Source organism: Swingsia samuiensis (genome assembly GCF_006542355.1).
Lineage (GTDB): Bacteria > Pseudomonadota > Alphaproteobacteria > Acetobacterales > Acetobacteraceae > Gluconobacter > Gluconobacter samuiensis.
In genome coordinates, this window is record NZ_CP038141.1 from 127,424 (window position 1) to 148,529 (window position 21,106).

Consider the following 21,106-nt stretch of genomic DNA (forward strand, 5'->3'; position numbering starts at 1 on the left):
TCTTTAGCTCACAGGCTCTTTAGATGTTTCAGAATGCGTTTCTAAACCTTGGTCATTATTATTTAACATACCTAACTGGTCTAAGCGCGCACGTATCTTGTCATTTAAACGATGAGTTACTGCATCCATTGCCACATCTATAGCTGAGGCAAAACTCTCGCCATCAGCACCACCATGTGATTTCACAACGATACCATTCAACCCAACAAAAACAGCACCATTATATCGCCTTGGATCAATCCATTCCCGCATCCGCTCTAATCCCGGACGAACAAGAAGATATCCAAGCTTGGTTAGCATATTGGTTTTAAAGACACGTTTTAGAAGAGCAAAAGCTAACTTTAACGCACCCTCTCCCGTCTTTAACGCTACATTCCCTGTAAAGCCGTCTGTAACGACAATATCAGTCGTACCAGCTGTAATATCATGGCCTTCTACAAAGCCATAAAACTGCTCTCCAAGGGCACTTTCACGCAGAACCTCAGCAGCCTGCCTTAGTTTCTCATCACCTTTTAGTTCTTCAGAACCAACATTCAGCAACCCTATGGTGGGTTTGGGTAAGCCAAGTTCTGCTTGAGCAAAAGCTTCCCCCATGATGGCAAATTCAACAAGGTTCCGAGCATCACACCCAATATTTGCACCAAGATCTAACATAATTGTATCGCCGCGCGCAGAAGGCTGTACGGCAACCATAGCGGGCCGAGAAATTCCCGGCAGTGCTTTTACAATAATCTTAGCCAGAGCAAGCATTGCCCCACTATTGCCCGCAGAAACGACGCCTTGCGCCTCTCCTGCGGCCACAGCTTCCATTGCCAAGCGCATAGAAGACCCACGCACTCGCAACGCAGCTGTAGGCTTCATCTCCATAGAAATACTCTCGGCGGCATGCCGGATATCGCATATGCGTGCAGCTTTAGGGTAGGATGGAAGAGCAGCCTTCAAAACAGTCTCATCGCCAATCAAAAGAATCTTGGCGTGAGGATGCCGGTCCGCAGCAAGCTCAAGACCTGCTAAAACGATATCCGGTGCCCTATCTCCTCCCATTGCATCAACAGCAAGAGCATAGGCTTCTGAGGATGCGACATCACGTTGAGACGCGACTGGCGCTTTAAGCATTCAGATAGTTCCCGGATAACATTATAAATGTGCGGACCCTGATTAAGTCGGCCCGCAGTTCAATAATTTTAAGCGCGAACAGCCGTTTTTAGGCTTTTGCCTGCAGAAACCACTTCACGACCGTCATAATGGCCGCAATGGCTGCAAACATTGTGTGGACGCTTTAGCTCTCCACAATTTGCACATTCTGCGTGAGCTTCTACGCGTAACGCTAAATGGCTACGACGCATGCCACGACGGGATGGCGAGGTCTTTCTTTTGGGGACGGCCATGGCTTTATGCCTCTTTCTAATTCTGTAATCGACACCAAACAGATCCGCTCCCTTGCGGCATCTGGCGCCTTGTTGGTTCGTCGTCTTTGTAATTACGTCGAGTTCAGGCGGCCGGATTTAGCAGAGCAAAGCAGATGTCGCAAGTCAAAGCTGGAATTTATTCTTCCCTACGTCCATTTTTTAACGCGGCTAACGCAGAAAACGGATTAGGACGGCGTTCTGATTCAACATCATCACTAAATTGATTTGTGTCTTCTTCACCCTCAGGAGGGGTTACGTCAACTGCATTTTTTAAACCAGCTCCTGTTTTTCTGGGATAGGGATCCAGCATAAGGGCCAATTGTTCAGCTGCAGCCTCTCCTAAATCAATCGCTTTACCATCATGAGGCACTTCATCTGGCGCTTCCAGATCAATAGAATCGATGTCGAATTCGTCCTCTGGCATTTCCGACTCTGGAACAAATCGCAACACAAAGTCTTCTGCGAGCACATCATCAAATTTTTCTGCTGTAATAACACAAACCTGCGTTACTTTTGCGCTGAGGCGTCCCTTTGCTAAAATTGTTTTGCCGTGCTCTGCTGACAAAACAAACTGACATTCAAGGTTGTGAACTTCAGGAATGCCATACCGTTTGGCCAAAGCGGCTCTTTCTTCAGAAGTAGCAACAATTTTTTCTTCCAACCCGTTGCCTAACCGATTCAGCGGGATACGACGTGAAAATTCGAGCGATTGACCCATTTAATACTCCCAATCTTATTAATCACTAACTAGAAATCGTTGACATAAGGTTATTCTTAAGGCACGCGATATCTTAAGCGGTTCTTTTGCATAGGATAGTTCTCAGTTCCATGAATAACGCATCTTTCCCAGTTATCAAAAGTAGGACACGCCTGTTAGGCCAGTTAGGATTTGCAAGCCTTGCCTGCGTTCCACTTCTGTTAGGAGGATGCTCTGTCTTCAGGCCTATCCCTGAACCAAAGGGCTCCCTTATTGAGAAAGAAGATTACTCTCAGCTCATTCCAGGAACCAGCACACGCTCCGATGTGATTGATCTCTTAGGCTCACCCACCACTCATGCAACATTTGACGATAATACATGGATTTATATCTCCATGGTCACATCGCCAACGCCTCTTGGCTTCCCAAGTGTTGATAAACAACAAGTTGTGGTTCTAAACTTTAACAATTCTGGTGTTCTAACAAAGATGAATACCTTGAACCGCAAAGACGCTATGCCAGTTCGAATGATTAGTGCCAAAACACCAACTCCTGGCACAAAAACATCTATTATGCAGCAATTACTGGGTAACGTAGGCCGCTATAACCCTATGAGCAACATGAACAGTGCTTTCGGTGGAAGTGCCGGGCCAATCGGTAGCCAAGGGACCGGAAATGGCGGAGCTGGCAACTCTCTTCCATAATAATTCAATCTCTTATTTGGGCAGGCTAAGCACAACTTTTAGCCCGCCCATTACGCTTTCCTGAAGTTTAATGGTCCCCCCATGGGCATGAACTATATCACGCACGATAATCAATCCGATTCGGCCATCCCGGCTTCTACCTGAGCCGTCCACTTCAAACAGTTTAGCACGACGTTCCACTGGTATTCCTGGCCCATCATCTTCTACTATAATGCTGATATTCCTCGGACCATCCCACACAGAAAACTTCATTTGATTACCGTATTTACGGGAATTTTCTGCTAAATTTGTTAAAGCACGCCGAAGGGCGTCCGGCCGAACGATAGCCTCAACAGAGATATCCCCTTCTACGCCCATAACCACTCCACCGGCTCGTCTGGTCGCAATTGTCACATCTTCAATCAATGAACGAATATCTATTAATGCAGGCTGCTCCGCCCCCTCTCCGCGCGCAAATGATAGATAACTACCAATCAACCTTTCCATGTCTTCAATGTCATTAATCATATCGGCAATATCAGGTTGCAAATCTTGCGCAGATATCACTCCGTCTACAGGCAACATCGCCATACTTAAGCGTAAGCGCGTTAGTGGCGTTCTTAGATCATGGGAAACACCTGCCAAAACAGCCGTTCTTTGTGTTACAAATCGGTTTATTCGTTCTTGCATACGATTAAATGCTACCGCTGCCCGCCGTACCTCTCGTGCTCCTTGAGGTCGAATGGGACCAGAGACACGCCCAAGGCCAAATGACTCAGCGGCGATAGAAAGACGTCGGATGGCGCGTACCTGATTACGCATAAACAGCCATGCAATTATGAATAAAAGTGCTGAACTACTAAAAACCCACACGACAAAAAGCCAGATTGGGCCAATCGTTAGGCGTTTTTGGGGGACTTCGACATTCAACACTCCCCCCGGTGAAGCAATATACGCTTTCACCATCTCATTTTTTTGGGACCAATCAACCCAGAAAGGACGCCTAATCTCTTGCGTTAATGACTTTGCAAAATCATCGTCCATCGGACCAAGAATATGATTTGTCCCAACTCTGGTTAAGCTTCCTCCCCACTGAAATGAGAACTGAAGCTGTGTTCTTAAACTCGCATCTTTTAATATTTTTTGTCGATCTCTTAAAGATGGCGCTTGCTCAACCATTGAAAGCACAAGCGATATTTGCCCCGTTACCCCATCCGAGAGCCTGCGAGACATTAAGTTTAAATATGTTCCATAAAACAAGCTCAACACAACCGCTTGAGTAACCAGCAGCGGAATAAGCACAATAAGAGTTGACCGCCCCAATAGGGAGCGAGGGAGAATGCGGCGTAAAGAACGGTCAAACTTCATTTTTTAAAGCCTTTATTAATTTCCCGGCTTAAGGACATACCCCTTCCCTCTGACCGTATGTAAAAAACGTGGCTCTTTAGGATCTTCCTCTATCCGCCGGCGCAACCGTGTGACTTGCACATCCACCGCCCGTTCACCAATTTCATCCAGTTCTAATGCTTGGGAGATCTCCTCACGGGACATAATAACCCCCGGTTGTTGAGTTAAAACCCCAAGTAATGCACTTTCTCCACCCGTGAGATGAATTGGCCCTTCTGGACCTGTCAATAAACCGCGCTTTACATCAAATTCGAGCTTACCAAGACGCAAAATAGCCGGAACTTCTGAAATCGAGGGCGCGGTAAACACGACACGCTTTAAATGAGCCCGCAAACGCAACAAAAGCTCTCGCGGCTCAAATGGCTTACCCAGATAATCATCGGCTCCAGCTTCCAGCCCATCAATCCGATCTGCCGGCTCCCCTCGTGCCGTTAACAAAAGAATAGGAGCCAAAAACCCTTCTTTACGCAAACAACTTGTAAACGTTAAACCATCTTCTCCTGGCATTGTAACATCCAACACAACGGCGTCTGGTTGTAACATTTTTAATAAACTACGCGCCTCTTGTGTATCTGACGCAATGGCAACACGATAATCATTTTCTGTCAGGTATCTTTGAAGCAATCTTAATAACCGAGGGTCATCATCTACAACAAGAATAAGTTCATCTTGCATCCGAAACCTCTTGCGAAACGCGCTGTAAAGGCGACAAAACCTTTTTAAAACCTTCCACAGCCGTCATCCCTGCTTCTTTATAAGAACGTGTCATGACATCTCTTAACAAAAGAAATAACTTCTTTTCGATTTCTTCTCCTTGAGACGTTAAACGCAAAGGGCGCTTACGGCGATCTTTGTCGTCCCTTTCTTGCACAAGAAAACTCCGCTCTAACAACTCATTTAAAGCACGGCTCAGAGATTGTTTCGTCACCCCTAAACTTTCTAACAATTCACTGAAAGTGATCCCCGGATGATAAGCGACAAGAAACAATATACGATGATGCGCCGCTCCTAAACCATTTTCGCGTAATAGCACATCACACTCGGCATTTAAGCTCCGCCAAGCGCGCAACAATAATTCATATGAATGCCGTATCTGCTCTTCACGCAGATATAAATGTGCAGCGACAGACTTACGCTCTTCTGCTGGGCCAAAAGTCACCGCAAGAATTCCTCGCTAAACCCAAATCTGTTAAAATCTGTAATACGCTGTGGGTATAGGATCCCATCTAAATGATCATTTTCATGTTGAAGAACATTTGCATGGAACCCTTCTGCCTCTCCTTCGACCACATCTCCGGTAGCATTTAATCCACGATAGTGCACTTTTTTATAACGCGGAATATCAGCTCTTAATCCTGGAATCGATAAGCACCCTTCGCTGCATATCATCTGCTCATTACCAACTGGTGATATGTGTGGGTTAATTAAAACGCGTGGTGTAAGCGCCTGCTCCGAATCACCAACACGACTTTCAGGAACATGGTAGACAAAAAGACGAAGCGATTGATAAACCTGCGGTGCGGCAAGACCTGCCCCATGAGCATCTTCCATCGTTTCCAGCATATCTCTGATAAGCCTCTGTATCTCAGAAGAATGAACATCAGACACTGGTTCTGCGACCTTATGCAAAACAGGATTCCCCATGCGGGCTATTTTAAGGAGCGCCATTATTTCCTCTAATCTTACTTTCAGTTTCTCAACTTACCGATAATTTTCTTTTAAACGAATAAAAAACACCATAATGACCATTCAATGAATTGCACTCTATCCCAAGAGTGTGTTAAAGGCTTCATCCAAATTAGATTTATCTTACTTTACTTGGGTGTCGCTATCGAGCGCCCCTTCAAAAGGAGTTGACGACACCGTGCAGGTTCTCGTTCGTGACAACAATGTTGATCAAGCGCTAAAAGCGCTCAAAAAAAAGATGCAACGTGAAGGCATCTTCCGTGAAATGAAACTACGCCGTCATTTTGAAAAACCATCTGAGCGTCGTGCTCGTGAAGCAGCTGAAGCTGTACGCCGTGCGCGCAAAATGGAACGTAAGCGTCTGGAACGTGAAGGTTTCTAATTCCTTCAATTAGGAATAATCTTAAAAAGCCGCCCTTTTGAGGCGGCTTTTTTTGTGCCTCACTTTTGAGAAGTATCCATTAATTTCTGACTTAAATAAATAGCTTCCATTGCGCGTTCATGCGCCACCTCTTCAGCATTCACAGTTCCCGCATGGCCTCCTTCCACATCCTCATAATAATAAAATGGAACCTTTAATTCTTGTAGACGCGCAGCAAACAAACGTGCGTGTACAGGACCAACGCGATCATCTTTCGTCGATGTGAAAATAAAAGGCTCTGGATAATGTTCACCTGCCTTCAATACATGCAGGGGGGATGTCTTTTCCCAAAAATGACGGATATTAGTTATCGTTACACTACCATACTCTGCCGCCCAAGATGCTCCAGCGGCCATATGCTCATAATTCAACATATCTAATAAAGGGACACCTATCACCACGGCACTCCACCAACTGGGGTGCTGTGTATACTCAACCCCCATCAATAATCCTCCATTCGATCGCCCACGAATGCCTATTTTTTGGGGAGATGTAATTTTCCGTTTAAATAAATCTTGTGCGACAGCGGCAAAGTCATCATATGCTTTTTGTCGTCCAGTGTAACGAGCACTATCGTGCCACGATGGTCCGAACTCCCCTCCCCCTCTAATATTCGCCATCACATACACCCCGCCACGATTTAACCAGCTAATCCCAACATCAGAGTGATAAACCGGCAAATATGAGAGGCCAAACCCACCATATGCCGTCATTAAAGTTGGATTTCTCCCTTTTAACTGCCAGTTTTTTTTATGAACAATAAAGTAAGGGATACGTGTTCCATCCTTACTATTGGCAAAAAATTGCTCTACCCTTAGATCAGACGCATCAAACAAATCAGGCTGTTTATAAAGCAAGCTTGCACTTTGATTGGCTGTATCAACCTTCCAGATTTGAGGCGGTTGAATAAAACCTTCCAGTTCTACGTATGCAGTCTTCGTCTTAACATCAGATGAAATGACAGACGCTGACAAATTGTGAGGTAACGTAATGCCCTGACCGTGCCAGCTTCCGTTATCCGAGCGCTTATATAGCATTAAACGTGGTTGCACATTCTCATAAAGAACGACAATCAACCCATTACTCGTCGCGGCGATAGCTCCATTCTCACCATCACCAATTGTTTGTTGTCTTGTCGGAGAAATAACTCTTTCAACATGATGGAAATTTCTTAAATCAATCGCAACAACACTATCAGCGGGGTACAATTGATTATCAGCTGTCCAATCCTGAAGGAGGTGAAAAACCAATCTTCCATTTAAATATACCAATCCATCATATTTCTCTGGGACAGGCACTCTATGAACAAGCAATGTTGTAGAGTTTAAAAGCCATAATTGGCTATGAAAAAAATCTGTATGTCGCTCAATCAAAATAACAGGGGCCCCATTTTTATCCTGAAATACAAGGGGAGCCACCATCATATCCTGTGACGAACCTCGAAAAATCTCTTTTGCTTGATTTAAATTCTCACCTCGTGCCAACATCTTAACAATATATGGATAACCAGAAGATGTTAATTGAGAGGTCTTATCCCCCCAGTCCCGGGAGACAATTAAATGGTTCTGATCCATCCAAACTGCATCTTGCTTCCCATTGGGTAAGAAAAAGCCATTAGGCACAAAACGGTCATTCGATGTATTAAACTCTCTTAATTGATGCGCATCTTCCCCTGCATCTGATAGCTCCATTAAACAAAACTTCTCTTGAGGCGCCAAGCATATAACCCCTTGCGTGACCCAATTGGTTTTTTCCTGGCGTGCTAAAAGGTCAAGATCAAAGCGCGTTTTCCAAATAACGTTTTTAGTATTAAAACTCTCCTCGGACGTACTTCTCCATATTCCATGCTCGTGCTGACGATCTTGCCAGAAATTCCATATTTCGCCAGACATCTGAACAGGGATAGCCAACCGATTTGGAGATTGCTCGGCCTGTAAGATATGCTCATATAGGGATTGATATCGCGGGTCTGAAGATAATAGTTTTTGAGTTCTACTATTTTCAGTTTTTATCCAATCCAATGCTGCCTTTCCATCCACTTGCTGTAACATATCTGCTGAAGGCGCTCTTAACACGCTCCCCTCAGAAAAAGCAGTTCCGACAGAAAAAAATTGTAGAAAAAAACAGAACACGTAGTGCTTATTAATAAACATTTTTATATCTTTCAGGCATCACTCATAACGATACCGTAAATAGATATGTTCAGAAAACAAGCTTATGTCACATTTATTTTTGAAACAAACTCCTCTACCTCTTGAAAGCTTGGCATTAAGTGCGCCGGAATTATTTTTCTTCCCATCTCAATACTAATCGAGGGTGCATTTCCTTGTAGATGTGCCACAATTACAGAACGTATAAGTTCTGGATAAGCCGCCTCTTCTTCTATAACCTCACTTAAACGCGCAGAAATTGGCGCAACAATCCCATAGGCCAACAAAATACCTAAAAACGTTCCAACAAGAGCACCTGCAATCATTTCCCCTAAAACAGTTGGAGGCTTATTAATAGAAGCCATTGTTTTAATAACCCCCAAGACCGCCGCCACAATTCCCAACGCCGGCAAAGCATCAGCTATCGCCTGTAACGCATGAGGAAGATGTAATTCTTCCCGAATATTCTTTTTCAATTCTCGAGCCATTACCTCATCCATCTGGATAGGGTCAGACGCATTCATTCCTGCCATTCTCAAATAATCACAAATAAAAGAACATATAAGCCTATTATCTCTAATCTTAGGAAATGACTGAAAAACATGACTATTTTTAGGGTCTTCAATATCACTCTCGATCGACATTATTCCTTTTGAAGACATCAATTTTGTAAAATGAAAAAGCAGTCCTAATAACTCAAGGTAATCTTTCTGTGCATAGCGTGAACCTCTCATTGCCTGCTTCATACCAGAAGGAAGATGCTTCACCGCATTCATGGAGTTTGCAATAATAAATGTACCTATTGCCGCCCCTAAAATTGTTAACAACTCAAATGGCATCGACGATAAAAGAGGGACTATAGCGCCTCCAGATGCAACAAAAGATCCAAAAACACATGCTAAAACAACGCCAAGACCTATAATAATGAGCATACTAATCCTAAATTTTTATAACGAAGACAAAACAAGAATAATTCTACGGTTTTTGGGATCCATAGGGTTTTGAGGATTAAATAAATGTCGATCGGCATAACCGTTTATCGCTTTAATACGATGATCTGAAAAACCACTTTGAACCAAAATATCGCGCGCAGCCACCGCACGTGCGCTGGATAAACTCCAGTTGCTTAACCCGCCTTCTTTATACGGAGACGCATCCGTATAACCACTAATTGTCAAATCACCTGAAAGCTTTTGTAGATACGGGGCAACTACCTGTAAAAGATGGATAGCGTGTTGGGTAGGATGAGAATCTCCCAAAGCAAACATGGGCACCTGTTCTGAATCAGTTATTTCAAGGTGCAATCCATCCTTCTCAACATGAATATTAATCTGGTTCTTAACGTCCTTCAGTTCCGGCAGAACATTAATCGCTTTCTGTATTTGCTCAACAGAGTTTGAAAATTCTTCCTTTTGCACCTGTGCCTGAGTTTTTATTTGTATTTGGTCACCTTTATGCAACACAATAATTCTATGATTTAAGTCCTCTTTTCGGCCATTTTTAATAACCTGCTCGGACTGTTCTTCTTTTGTTGGCTGAGTTTGGATACCAGGTAAATGGTGAGAAGATGAAATCGGATAAAACTTCGACGGAATAATATTTGACTCTGTTGAAGGAGCCGTACTTTGCATACCTAAAGGGTTAAAAAAATTTGCGATTCCCTTACGTTGCTCATCTGTTGTCGCATTGATAAGCCACATGACCAAGAAAAACGCCATCATCGCAGTAACGAAATCTGCGTAAGCTATTTTCCAACTTCCACCATGATGGCCGCCTTCAATAACCTCAATACGCTTAATGATGATCGGGCGTATATTTTTTTCAACGTTTTTTGCCATGAAGCCTCCTGCACAACGGCAGTATGCTTCAGAATAGTTAAAAACCTCTAAAGATGCGTCGGCAAAAGCATTCCTGTTGGGTCTGAAACAACCTCAACCTGATAACACCGTACAGTCTTATTATGGCTCTCACGGCATAACGAACCATTCTCTCCATTTGCTGCTTGATGATGAAGTTCTTTTACGAGCAAACCCTGTACATAATGTTGTTTTTGCATATCAAACAAAGACCAACGTCTATCTGTTCCCACTACCGGTATGACATTCTGATTAAAAGCCAACTGAGATGCCAAGCCATATTCATCCACGACAAAAGAAGATGCACCTTGCTGCTTCGCTTTTAAAATCAACTGCTGCGTAAAGAGAGGCCACCCTGCTGTTTGTCTTTGAATAGGATCCTTTGCAGGTGGGAATGGAATAAAGGCAAAAAGAGTTTGTCCATAAATTAATAACGTAATTCCGACACCACTTATTACCCCCCAGCGTACAGAGCGTACCGCCTCTACGGCAACTAAAGCACAAATTGGATAAAGCAAAGCAAGCCAGTTCGCTTGAACACGATCTCCCAATGCGTGCGCTAAGAACACAATCATCGGCAAAATGATCAAGACACTCAATAATCTATTTTTCTTCCTTGCTCCCCCAATACCGAGCACGAAAAAAATAAAAATGATTGGAGTTGCCAGGCCTATTTGCCCTCCAATCAATTCTGACAAGAACTGTAAGGCACGCTCTGGTTGCCAAGCACCCGTTCGACCACCTTGCTTCATAAAACTTGCCCAGTGATGCGTATAATTCCAATATACAACAGGCATAATCATTATTGAAAATACAGGCGCTACAACCCAAAACCCTACGTTTTTTCTTAACTCTTTCTTACATAAACCATACAGCCCCAGCGCTATAACAATAAGAACTGCCGTATACTTTGAATCAAACGCCAGTCCCAAAAAAACGCCCGTTAACCCCCACCATATCATCGATTTTTTTGTTTTTGATGCTAATGCTTTCCCTAAAGAAAATAGAAAAACAGATATAAAAAAAACAAGTGGGGTATCTGGCGTCATAGTAGCAGACCCTATGCCAATCATAAGGGTCGCATTTAATAACAGAACCACTTTATAGCCCGACTGAGGCCAACTCCGTGATGGAATTAATTCTCGCGCAGCATAAACGAGCGACCAACTTCCTAACAAACAAGATACGGGCCCTAATAAACGAACGCCTAATGGAGTGTCCCCCATTAAAAACGTGCCTAATTTAACCCACAACGCAACCATAAAAGGGTGATCAAAATATCCACCTTGTAAATGGCGAGACCAAACCCAATAATATGCTTCATCAGGTGTTAAAGGTAGTGTTGCTGCTAGCCATAAACGAATAATGACAAAGAACAGCAAAATGATCCAGAATAACTCTTTCGTATAGCGCGAGAAAATATACAAACGATTAACGCCAGATCAAAGTTGACGAAACAGCATAATTCCAAACCACCCCGATAACCGCTCCAGCTGCTGAAGAACGATCTAAGTGCCCATGCCCGACAGTATGCAAAACCATTTGTGCGACACCAATATTGCCGATTGCACCTAAAGAACACACCAAAACAAATAAAATCAGACCGCCCCAAAAGCGAGAGCCTTTTAAACGCCGATCGTAGTAAGTAATATGATTATTAAGCCAAAAATTGGTTAAGATAGCCACAGCCGTTCCTATAAGCTGCGCTTTGGAAAAAGCAAAACCCAAATCCCCAGCCAAACGCATGACACACACATTTACAATAATCCCAACGAGCCCTACTGCGCCAAAAGCAATAAACCGCGTCGGTAAATAACCATGGGTTAATTTATCCATCAACATCGTGGCGAATTGTAATAATACCACAATATTTAGTTTGCTTTCCCCCGCCAGACGGGGGCGAAAAACAAAAGCCTCCTCCACAACAACAGTTGTTTTTGGAGCGGACATCATCAAATCTACTAAGATTTTAAACCCTGCCCCTGATAAATGGGGAAGTTGAGCTTTGAAAAAAGACCGTTTTAAAGCGAAGAAACCACTCATCGGATCAGATAATTGATGCACCATGACTTTTTGAGCAGCTTTTATGCCGGCATCAGATAAAAAATGCCGCCACTTACCAGCTAAACCAGCATTATCTCCCCCCTCAATATGACGACTAGCGACAACAACATCAGCCCCGGCGTCTAAATCAGCAATCATTTTAGGAAGAATAGATTCATCATGCTGCAAATCACCATCCATAACAGCAACATATACTGCGCTGGATGCTAAAAAACCTTCAATAACGGCTGAAGATAACCCTCGCCTCCCAACACGCTGCAATACCCGCACTCGTGGGTCATACGCGGCAATCCCCGCAACGCGATCAGCCGTTCCATCAGGGGAGTTGTCATCAACAAAAACAACTTCCCAAAACTCATCTTTTAAAGCTTGATCAAGCGCTCTTATAAGCGGCTCTACATTATCGACTTCATTGTAACACGGAACGATAATACTTAAACGAGCCGGTAAGCAGAGTTGGGAAACAGGTTGCATCAGATCATAAGCCGTTAAATAGGCACGCCAGCCAGATCACGACTAGTGTGAATAGTTTGTAAAGTCTGTACACGGACAACATGCGCACTATCCGTCAAACGTCGTGTCAACACATTCTGATGGGCAGCATCACGTGCAACCATCCTTACCAGAAAATCCCCTCCTCCTCGAATCATATGGCATTCACGCGTTTCAGGCCATGCTGCCACTTGAGCCTCAAACTCCTCAAGGATGCTTCCCTTTTGACTATCCAACCCAATCAAAGCGTAGAAATTCAAAGACCATCCTAAAAGAGGCGCATCTACCTCCGCATGGTACCCTTTGATAATTCCAAGTTCCTCTAGTCTTCTCACACGTCGTAAACAGGGTGGAGCAGAAATCCCTGCTCTTCTGGCAAGTTCAACATTTGTTATACGACCATCTTTTTGCAGTTCCGCTATGATCTGCCGGTCTATGGAATCGAGTTCTGTATCAGAAGAAGAGAGATGTTCGTTCATGTGATTCCGACGTATATGGTAGATCGAAGCATTCGCAAAGGTGGCAGAGACGATTGAAACCTCTATATATGATGAAATATCAATGAGGACAAAATAGATGCCTGAAATCCATCATACAGACCTTTTAATTGTCGGTGCGGGCCCGGCTGGCTACACTGCCGCCATTTATGGTGCACGTGCCAGCCTTAATCCTGTTCTTGTAACGGGCTTACAACCGGGTGGGCAACTAACAATTACAACAGATGTAGAAAATTATCCCGGTTTTGCTTCTCCAATTCAAGGCCCGTGGCTTATGGATCAAATGCGTGAGCAAGCTGAAAAAGTCGGAACACGTTTAATTTACGATTTAATTACAGAAGCGTCTCTTAAAAATGGCCCTGATAAAGAAGGCTATTTTTCCCTTAAAGGTGATTCTGGCACGGAATATAAAGCAAAAACAGTCATTATTGCCACAGGAGCTCAAGCAAAGTGGCTGGGCCTCGAATCTGAAAAGCGCTTACAGGCGGGTGGCGTATCAGCCTGCGCAACATGTGACGGATTTTTTTATCGCGGCAAAACTGTTGCTGTCGTCGGCGGCGGCAACACAGCCGTAGAAGAAGCACTTTATCTAGCGAATCTTGCCAATAAGGTTCACCTTATTCACCGCAAAGATAACCTTAAAGCTGAACGTATCCTTCAAAAACGTCTTATGGATAACCCTAAAATCGTAATCCACTGGAATCGGGAAGTTATTGAGGCGATTGGCAGTGGATCTCCAGAAGTTGTTACGGGCGTTCGCTTAAAAGATACGGACACTGGAAATACAGAAATATTGGATGTCGATGGTCTATTTATCGCGATCGGACACACCCCCAATACCGGGCCTTTCCTACACGAAGTCAAATGTGACAAAGAAGGATACATTATCACAGAACCTGATGGCACAGCGACTTCTGTTCCAGGGGTATTCGCAGCAGGCGATATTCAAGATCGGATTTTCAGACAAGCCGTTACAGCAGCAGGAACTGGTTGTATGGCTGCGCTTGAAGCTGAAAGATATCTTTCTCACATACCTGCTATGACAAAAACTTGACCCTAACGACAGGTTCAGCCAGTCTCGTCCTTCTGCATACATGAACTTATTTTACTGTCGAGGAATATGAGTAAGAAGGACGAAGGCCGGCGCCTTAACGATCGTAGCGAAACCCATATGGATTGGGATAAACTACGCATTTTTCATGCTGTGGCAGAAGCTGGCTCTTTTACTCATGCTGGTGATCGGCTGAGCCTTAGCCAGTCAGCTGTATCTCGGCAAATTTCAGCCTTGGAAGAGGTTCTGCATGTCCCTCTTTTTCACCGACATGCCAGAGGATTAATTTTAACAGAGCAAGGAGAAGTTCTTCATAGAACCGTAAAAGAAGTTTTTTCCAAACTTGCTTTAACACAAGCTTTTCTGAGTGAAAGCAAAGAAAAAGCCGCCGGAAATATTACCATTACCACGACCACGGGTTTTGGTTTGTTTTGGCTTGCGCCTCGTCTAGAGAAGTTTTTAGAAATATACCCAAATATTAACGTCAAACTCCTCCTCGACGATACAGACCTTGATTTGGGCATGAGAGAAGCAGATGTGGCTATTCGCTTACACCCACCGATACAGCCAGATCTTGTTCAGAGGCATCTCGCTAATTTCCCGATGTCCATTTATGCAAGTCAATCCTATATAGATAAACATGGGAAACCAGAAACTTTAGAAGAACTATCGCATCATCACATTATTGGATTTTCGGGCTTTAATCTTCCCTTACCCAATATTAATTGGCTGGCTGAACTCCTCAAAAAAGAAACATCCACTTTTAAAGAATGTCGTTTATTAGCCAATAATATTTCCGCCATTACAAGTGCGATTGCATCTGGTGCGGGGATAGGTTCTCTTCCCTTATATGCCGCCACGAATAAGCAATTAATCCAATTAAATATTCCAGAAATTTCATGTCCTCTTGTAGAAGCTTTTTTTGTCTATCCTTACGAACTAAGAACGTCCAAGCGCATCGCTGTTTTTCGCGATTTTCTCTTAAATGAAATTAACTCCTTTAAAGACAAAAACGAGCCATAACCTGCTATTTTGTCTTATTAATCCGCTCTCGTAACTCTTTACCCATTTTAAAAAACGGAACTTTTTTTTCTTCTACAGCAACCGCCGTCCCCGTTTTCGGATTACGTCCTCTGCGTGCTTCGCGCTGTCGAGGAATAAAAGTTCCAAATCCACGAAGCTCAACACGGTCTCCTCGCTCGAGAGCTGAACTAATTTCATCAAAAATGATAAAAACTATTTTCTCTATATCATGCATTAATAAATGCGGATATTTCGCAGAAAGCGCAGCAATCAGCTCTGATTTAGTCATAAAAATGAGCCATTAGGTTCAGTGTTAAAATTTAAAACTGAAGTATTGATACGGCTCCGTCAAGACTATTTTGTAATAAAGACCTTTCAACACCATCCCAAATATCTTCTCCCAAAATAATCCCTAAAAAAGACTTGGAAAAAACAAAATTGTTCCAGTAGCTCTTTTTCTTTATCTCTAAATCTACAAATGGATAGTCGTCTTGAGTTATTTTTAATTTATTTTTCAACCATAAACGCGCCTGATCTTCATCTCCCAATTCATCGATCAAACCAAGAGAAAGCGCCTGCCTACCCGTATAAGCCCGTCCATCCGCCAATGATCTCACTTGACTTTCTGACATGTGCCGCCCACGAGCTACCATTTCTACAAACTGATCGAACAAATCATTCACCAAGCCTTGCAACATAGCATGGCCTTCTGGGGTTAAATGAGTTGTAAAATCTGTTTGATCTTTCATTTTCCCGGAAGTAATTGCCGCCATATTTACTCCGACACTGTTGAGCAAAGCAGACAGATCAGGCCGTTGTAGAATAACCCCAATTGACCCCGTCAATGTCGATGGCAAGGCCACAATATGATTTGCAGGGGCAGACAACATATATGCGGCTGATGCACCTAAACTCCCCATTGTGACCGCAACGGGTTTTACGTGTGCAAAATTTTCGATTGCATTATGCAAACGCACACCGCCTGTTACTTCTCCGCCAGGACTATCAACAACAAGCAACAAACCGGTTACAGAAGTATCGTCCTGAGCTTTCTTTAACGCTTTTATAAACTTAGAAACATCACTTCTGATTTCGCCTTTAATAACCAAGCGAGCAATATGCGGCCTTTTATAATCAAAAGACTTTGGATGTGAGTGCACGCTCCATATACCAAGCGCTCCCATAAATGAGGCAAGAGCAATAAAGCGCCACCAAAACAGACGTCGTTTTACTGACTTCATATAAAGAAAGGCCTCGTAACTGGAACTCATAATCACTAAGCCTTTCAATACAGCATCGTTAAAATTTAACCAAAGTAATATTAATCTTGCTTTTTAGACTGACGTGTTTTCCCTGTTTCTTTACGTCCATCTCCAGTAGCGCTGATTTTACGTCCTAACCCAATCTCACGAGCCAGTGTAGAACGACGCTGCGCATAATTCGGAGCAACTAAAGGATAATCCACAGGCAAACCCCAACGCTCACGATACTGTTCTGGTGTCATCCCGTAGGCACTCTGAAGATGCCTTTTTAGCATTTTTAATTTCTTTCCGTCTTCCAAGCAAACAATATAGTCTGGGAAAACTGAGCGTTTAATAGGTACAGCAGGCTGTGGACGTTCTGGCTGCGCCTCTTCTGGAGGAGCTCCAGCTTTTACCAAAGCTGTATACACCTGCTGAATGAGTGTTGGTAAAGCGGCTGCTTCTACACCACCACCTGAAACCTGTGCGGCTACAATTTGTGCGGTTAGTTTCAATAGGTCTGTGTTTTCTGCTATATTCTCCGACATATACTTACCTTCTTTCTATACTTTTTTCTGATAACTGCGAGAAAACACCCCACAATCACCTAAGCCTCACTAGATTCTAGTATAGATCAAATATCATATGAATATCCACTACCAATTAAATATTTTTTTCAATAATCTTTTTCATAACAAGTAATTATTATAGATATTTATCTTACCTTTGATATTTTTTATTGATCTCCTCTATAAATTGAATATGGACTAACTTACTCTTTGTAAAAACATAATCCTACAAAACATATGCGCTTACTTCCTCAAGGAATAAATGAGACTGATATTAATAAAATCATCATTTCCCATACTCGGCCGCCCTTATTGAAAGAACATAAGGTCTTTCTATGTAGACCTAAATTTATATTTTCTTGACCTATAAATTTTAAAACTTTACGCACTTTAATTTAAAATCAAATTCGCCGCATTTTAAGGTCTAATATTTTTCATATGAGTGGCCTATTATCATCCCTCTCGCGGGTAGCAAGATACTCCTCTACACCCAACAGTATAACCAATGCCCCTCCTTTAAAACCCAAAGGGAAACCCTTTCTTTCTTGGCTATGGGCGCCCAGCACCTCTTCCCTTACATTTTCCTTGCGGACAACCATCGCAGCATGCATCGCCCTTTGCATAGCTTTTTGGATGGAGCTCGATAGTCCGGCATGGGCTGCTATGACTGTCTGGGCCGTTGCTCAAGCAACACGTGGAGAAAGCCAATCAAAAGCTAAATGGCGTATGATCGGCACCCTTATCGGGGCTGCTGCTTCTATTCCTTTAATGGCCGCAGCTCCACAAGCTCCTTGGCTCTTTTTTCCCATGATTGCTATATGGGTCGGAATATGCAGCGGATTAGCAACCTTCGTTAGTAACTTCCGGTCTTACGCCTTAGTTCTTGCGGGCTATACTTGCTCCATTATTTGTATGGATTCTATTCCCAATCCAGACAACGTCTTTTTTACCGCAATGGCTCGAAGCACGTACATTCTTTTAGGTGTCGTCTGCGAAGCTATAATGGGTTTGATTTTTGCAACATCGCAAGAACGACAAGCCAGAGCACAACTAAAACAGAAGCTTGAATCTGCCCTTATTCTTGTCACCGGAACAATACGCAGTATCCTCAGCGAGGAACGGGGCATCCTTAATACAGCACGCAAACAATTTGATACTATTTTAAATCTAAATGACCAAATCGAATTTGCAGAAGTAGAAATGGGGCCGCATGGACATGAAGGTGACCATGCACGCGCAGCACTATCCTCCGTATCGGCACTGTTATCACGTGGCCTCGGCATGGCCATGCGCCTCCACATCCTTGATCAGGACCACCCTAACTTTACACAAGCGGCTGAAGAAATATCTTCCTTTTTAAAAAATTTCCCTCAAAGACTTTCAACTGCTGATCGTGTTTCAGACCTTTTAGCAGAACTTCAACACCTAAGAGATATTTGCCTTCTATACTCTGCACCCCCTCGTTCAACAGATACATCAGACGTTGATACAAGTTTATTAGAAACCAATCCTCTAAATTTAGAAGATACCGATAATAAGCAATACACCCCTGAATTAAGTGAACGCGTCCTTTTTGTAACCTTAGCAGAACTCCTGGGCGACCTTGAAACCGCGATCAAGGAATACGAAGCCAGCACACATACTATACCCAAAGACCATTTCCATTTTCGTCGTGAAACACATCGTGATTTTCGTGATGCTCTTAATAATGGTGTCCGCGTTATGGGGGCTGTAATTGTCTCTGCCCTGATTTATGAAGTAACCGCATGGCCAAATGGCTTGGGTTTCATTGCCATAACATCTCTAATATGCGGCCTTTTTGCCACAAAAGAAAATCCTGTCCTTGGCACCATTAGCTTTCTTCAAGGCGCGATCGCAGCCTACTTCGCTGCTTGGTTTATTGTATTCGTATGCATGCCGAGAGTTGATACTTTCGAAACATTAATGATTTTCCTTGGCCCAGCTATGTTTATCGGAGGCTTAGCGAAAGGTAATCCATCAACCGCCGGAGCCGCAGCTGCTTACAGTCTGCTTTTCCCTGCCATGCTGGGGCTGCAAAATCATCACATCATGAATGAAATTGCATTTTTTAACTCAAATATGGCTACTGTTAGCGCTGCCATTTTAAGCGTGATTATCTTCCGTACCATCCTCCCCTTTAACCCTTCGAATGAACGTTTACGCCTCCGACGCGCTATGCTTTCAGATTTACGGGCTCTCGCTGACCCGCACCATGTCCCCGAAATTAATGTATGGATTGGCCGCAACACAGAACGCTTTGCTAGAATAATCCGGCATGCAGGCCCAACACCAGCCCCTTTAATTGAAGCCTATATTCTAGGGACGCTTGCAAGCTTAACTCTTGGGTTAAATATTATTCGCTTACGCGCGCTAATAGACCGAGAATATCTTCCAGAAAGTGGTCGTAGACCGATACAATTAGTTCTTCATTACGTAGAAACAGCGACACATCGTTACGATAAGGCAGCCCGTGTTGCCCGTGCAACTATCCGTCGATTACGCTATATTGACGAGCACGAAACCGATTTAATTACCCGACTAGAAATAACAAGAGCTATTACTTATCTCGTAGTCGTTTCCTATATTTTGGAAACAAATAAAAACTTTTTAAATCCATCTAAGCGATTTAAAGGTGAAATATCACATCTATCCGTTCAAAGTGAAACGGATCAAATATTTCCCATCTAGTAAATGAATTAATCCGTGCGCTTTCTAGTCCGCACGGATTAAAATACACTTATCCGTTAATAATTGAACCACCATTTACATGGATGGTTTGACCAGTAACAAAAGAAGCATCTTCACTTGCTAAATAAACATATGCTGGCCCAAGTTCAGATGGGTCCGCACAACGCTTCATTGGAACTGACTTAGTAAGATCTGCGACGGCTTGAGGATCTACAGGCCCCCAACTAGCAGGTTGCAAAGGAGTCCATACAGGACCTGGAGCAACGGCATTTACACGGATTTTCTTAGGCGCCAACTCCAAGGCCAATGCACGCGTAAAGCCCATCTCAGCTGCTTTAGTGGTAGAATAAGCGAGGAGCCCATTCGTTCCACGATACCCGTTGACCGAAGAAGTGTTCACAATAGCACTGCCAGCTTTAAGATGGGGCAAAGCAGCACGCGTAAGATAAAAATATCCGTTAATATTTGTATCTATGTGGATCTGCCACTCTTCATCCGTAATTGTAGAACTATCTTTATTAACGTACTGAACGCCAGCATTATTAACGAGAATATCTAACCGCCCAAAAGTTTTTACTGTTTGGGCAACAACGTCATTGCAAAACTTACTTGATTTTATATCACCTGCAATGGCTAAAGCTTTTCGCCCCTCTTTCTCAATTAAAGAGACAGTCTGTTGAGCATCTTCCGTTTCTTCAAGGTACAGAAAAGCAACATCAGCTCCTTCGCGCGCAAAATGCAATGCAACTGAACGGCCAATCCCACTATCAGCACCACTAATAAGAGCAACTTTCCCCTCTAATTTACCACTACCACGATAATTATCACGAATATGCTCCGCTGGAGGGATCATTTTCCCTTCAACGCCAGGTTGACGGTCTTGCGACTGAGGAGGAATTTCTGTTGGCATGAGAGATCCTAAAATCCAAATGAAAGCCTAAACACCTCTGTAGTAAGCCGTCTACTTTACTATAGGAATACTAGAGGCAATTAATTGGATGCTATTTTTATAAATATCAAGGGAATGTGATCGCTATTTTTTATTTTAACAGAGAAATAGGGCTTGCCCCAAAATATAATCATCCCCAAAAACTAGTAACACTTACGTATTAACTGTGCATCACTAACGCTCGCTCCTGCTTTAAAGGGAG

22 protein-coding genes are annotated in these 21,106 nt (G+C 43.3%); 5 read left to right on the plus strand and 17 right to left on the minus strand.

Annotated features, from left to right (window positions below; all coding sequences use genetic code 11):
* Positions 1–3: 3 nt before the first annotated feature.
* The 3 genes from plsX to E3D00_RS00585 form a co-directional block, all read right to left on the minus strand.
* Entirely contained in the window at positions 4–1,116 is a 1,113-nt protein-coding gene (plsX, locus tag E3D00_RS00575) for a phosphate acyltransferase PlsX (protein WP_141458995.1), read from the minus strand.
* A 68-nt stretch (positions 1,117–1,184) separates the two neighbouring features.
* Positions 1,185–1,388: a 50S ribosomal protein L32 gene (gene rpmF, locus E3D00_RS00580; RefSeq protein ID WP_141458997.1), complete on the minus strand. Its 204-nt coding sequence runs from the start codon at positions 1,386–1,388 to the stop codon at positions 1,185–1,187.
* Positions 1,389–1,545: 157 nt separating this feature from the next.
* The gene (locus E3D00_RS00585) at positions 1,546–2,127 is read right to left on the minus strand and encodes a DUF177 domain-containing protein (protein WP_141458999.1); all 582 of its coding nucleotides are present in this window, start codon (positions 2,125–2,127) and stop codon (positions 1,546–1,548) included.
* Between the two features lie 110 nt (positions 2,128–2,237).
* Here E3D00_RS00585 and E3D00_RS00590 point away from each other — a divergent pair, with 110 nt between their 5' ends.
* Positions 2,238–2,810, plus strand: coding sequence for an outer membrane protein assembly factor BamE (locus E3D00_RS00590; protein ID WP_141459001.1), 573 nt, complete (start codon positions 2,238–2,240; stop codon positions 2,808–2,810).
* Positions 2,811–2,822: 12 nt separating this feature from the next.
* On the opposite strand, the gene E3D00_RS00595 is transcribed toward E3D00_RS00590, so the two are convergent.
* The 4 genes from E3D00_RS00595 to def are packed head-to-tail and all read right to left on the minus strand — an operon-like array spanning position 2,823 to position 5,864.
* Complete coding sequence (locus E3D00_RS00595) at positions 2,823–4,157, minus strand: ATP-binding protein (RefSeq protein WP_141459003.1); 1,335 nt, start codon at positions 4,155–4,157, stop codon at positions 2,823–2,825.
* Positions 4,158–4,172: 15 nt separating this feature from the next.
* Positions 4,173–4,871: a response regulator gene (locus tag E3D00_RS00600; protein ID WP_141459006.1), complete on the minus strand. Its 699-nt coding sequence runs from the start codon at positions 4,869–4,871 to the stop codon at positions 4,173–4,175.
* Complete coding sequence (locus E3D00_RS00605; protein ID WP_141459008.1) at positions 4,861–5,355, minus strand: MarR family winged helix-turn-helix transcriptional regulator; 495 nt, start codon at positions 5,353–5,355, stop codon at positions 4,861–4,863. Before E3D00_RS00605 ends, E3D00_RS00600 begins: the two co-directional genes overlap by 11 nt.
* Entirely contained in the window at positions 5,352–5,864 is a 513-nt protein-coding gene (gene def / locus E3D00_RS00610; RefSeq protein WP_141459010.1) for a peptide deformylase, read from the minus strand. The genes E3D00_RS00605 and def overlap by 4 nt, the downstream gene beginning before the upstream one ends.
* 196 nt (positions 5,865–6,060) lie before the next feature.
* Here def and rpsU point away from each other — a divergent pair, with 196 nt between their 5' ends.
* Positions 6,061–6,264 (plus strand): 30S ribosomal protein S21, encoded by a 204-nt coding sequence (gene rpsU / locus E3D00_RS00615; protein ID WP_141459012.1) that lies wholly within the window; start codon positions 6,061–6,063, stop codon positions 6,262–6,264.
* 59 nt (positions 6,265–6,323) lie between these two features.
* Here the strand turns inward: rpsU and E3D00_RS00620 are convergent, their stop codons facing one another.
* From E3D00_RS00620 to E3D00_RS00645, 6 genes are all read right to left on the minus strand, one after another.
* Positions 6,324–8,354 carry a prolyl oligopeptidase family serine peptidase gene (locus tag E3D00_RS00620; RefSeq protein WP_246091447.1) on the minus strand — a complete coding sequence of 677 codons (2,031 nt, stop codon included), beginning with the start codon at positions 8,352–8,354 and terminating at the stop codon, positions 6,324–6,326.
* A 164-nt stretch (positions 8,355–8,518) separates the two neighbouring features.
* Positions 8,519–9,385, minus strand: a complete 867-nt coding sequence (gene motA, locus E3D00_RS00625) for a flagellar motor stator protein MotA (RefSeq protein WP_141459016.1) — start codon at positions 9,383–9,385, stop codon at positions 8,519–8,521.
* Between the two features lie 15 nt (positions 9,386–9,400).
* Entirely contained in the window at positions 9,401–10,291 is an 891-nt protein-coding gene (locus tag E3D00_RS00630) for a flagellar motor protein MotB (protein WP_141459018.1), read from the minus strand.
* A 47-nt stretch (positions 10,292–10,338) separates the two neighbouring features.
* Entirely contained in the window at positions 10,339–11,691 is a 1,353-nt protein-coding gene (locus E3D00_RS00635) for an ArnT family glycosyltransferase (protein ID WP_246091448.1), read from the minus strand.
* A gap of 49 nt (positions 11,692–11,740) precedes the next feature.
* Entirely contained in the window at positions 11,741–12,847 is a 1,107-nt protein-coding gene (locus E3D00_RS00640) for a glycosyltransferase (protein WP_141459020.1), read from the minus strand.
* 14 nt (positions 12,848–12,861) lie between these two features.
* Positions 12,862–13,344, minus strand: a complete 483-nt coding sequence (locus tag E3D00_RS00645; RefSeq protein WP_141459022.1) for an Lrp/AsnC family transcriptional regulator — start codon at positions 13,342–13,344, stop codon at positions 12,862–12,864.
* Between the two features lie 97 nt (positions 13,345–13,441).
* Between E3D00_RS00645 and trxB the strand changes: the two genes are divergently transcribed.
* Positions 13,442–14,416 carry a thioredoxin-disulfide reductase gene (gene trxB, locus E3D00_RS00650; protein ID WP_141459024.1) on the plus strand — a complete coding sequence of 325 codons (975 nt, stop codon included), beginning with the start codon at positions 13,442–13,444 and terminating at the stop codon, positions 14,414–14,416.
* A gap of 117 nt (positions 14,417–14,533) precedes the next feature.
* On the plus strand, positions 14,534–15,436 hold the full coding sequence (locus tag E3D00_RS00655) for a LysR family transcriptional regulator (protein WP_141462311.1): 903 nt from the start codon (positions 14,534–14,536) through the stop codon (positions 15,434–15,436).
* 4 nt (positions 15,437–15,440) lie between these two features.
* Here E3D00_RS00655 and E3D00_RS00660 read toward each other — a convergent pair whose 3' ends face one another.
* The 3 genes from E3D00_RS00660 to E3D00_RS00670 form a co-directional block, all read right to left on the minus strand.
* Entirely contained in the window at positions 15,441–15,725 is a 285-nt protein-coding gene (locus E3D00_RS00660) for an integration host factor subunit beta (RefSeq protein ID WP_141459026.1), read from the minus strand.
* 31 nt (positions 15,726–15,756) lie between these two features.
* Positions 15,757–16,677: a signal peptide peptidase SppA gene (gene sppA / locus E3D00_RS00665; protein ID WP_246091449.1), complete on the minus strand. Its 921-nt coding sequence runs from the start codon at positions 16,675–16,677 to the stop codon at positions 15,757–15,759.
* Positions 16,678–16,757: 80 nt separating this feature from the next.
* The gene (locus tag E3D00_RS00670; protein ID WP_141459030.1) at positions 16,758–17,225 is read right to left on the minus strand and encodes a MucR family transcriptional regulator; all 468 of its coding nucleotides are present in this window, start codon (positions 17,223–17,225) and stop codon (positions 16,758–16,760) included.
* A gap of 459 nt (positions 17,226–17,684) precedes the next feature.
* On the opposite strand from E3D00_RS00670, the gene E3D00_RS00675 reads away from it, so the two are divergent.
* Complete coding sequence (locus E3D00_RS00675) at positions 17,685–19,955, plus strand: FUSC family protein (protein ID WP_141459032.1); 2,271 nt, start codon at positions 17,685–17,687, stop codon at positions 19,953–19,955.
* A gap of 49 nt (positions 19,956–20,004) precedes the next feature.
* Here the strand turns inward: E3D00_RS00675 and E3D00_RS00680 are convergent, their stop codons facing one another.
* Complete coding sequence (locus E3D00_RS00680; protein ID WP_141459034.1) at positions 20,005–20,865, minus strand: glucose 1-dehydrogenase; 861 nt, start codon at positions 20,863–20,865, stop codon at positions 20,005–20,007.
* Positions 20,866–21,106: the final 241 nt, after the last annotated feature.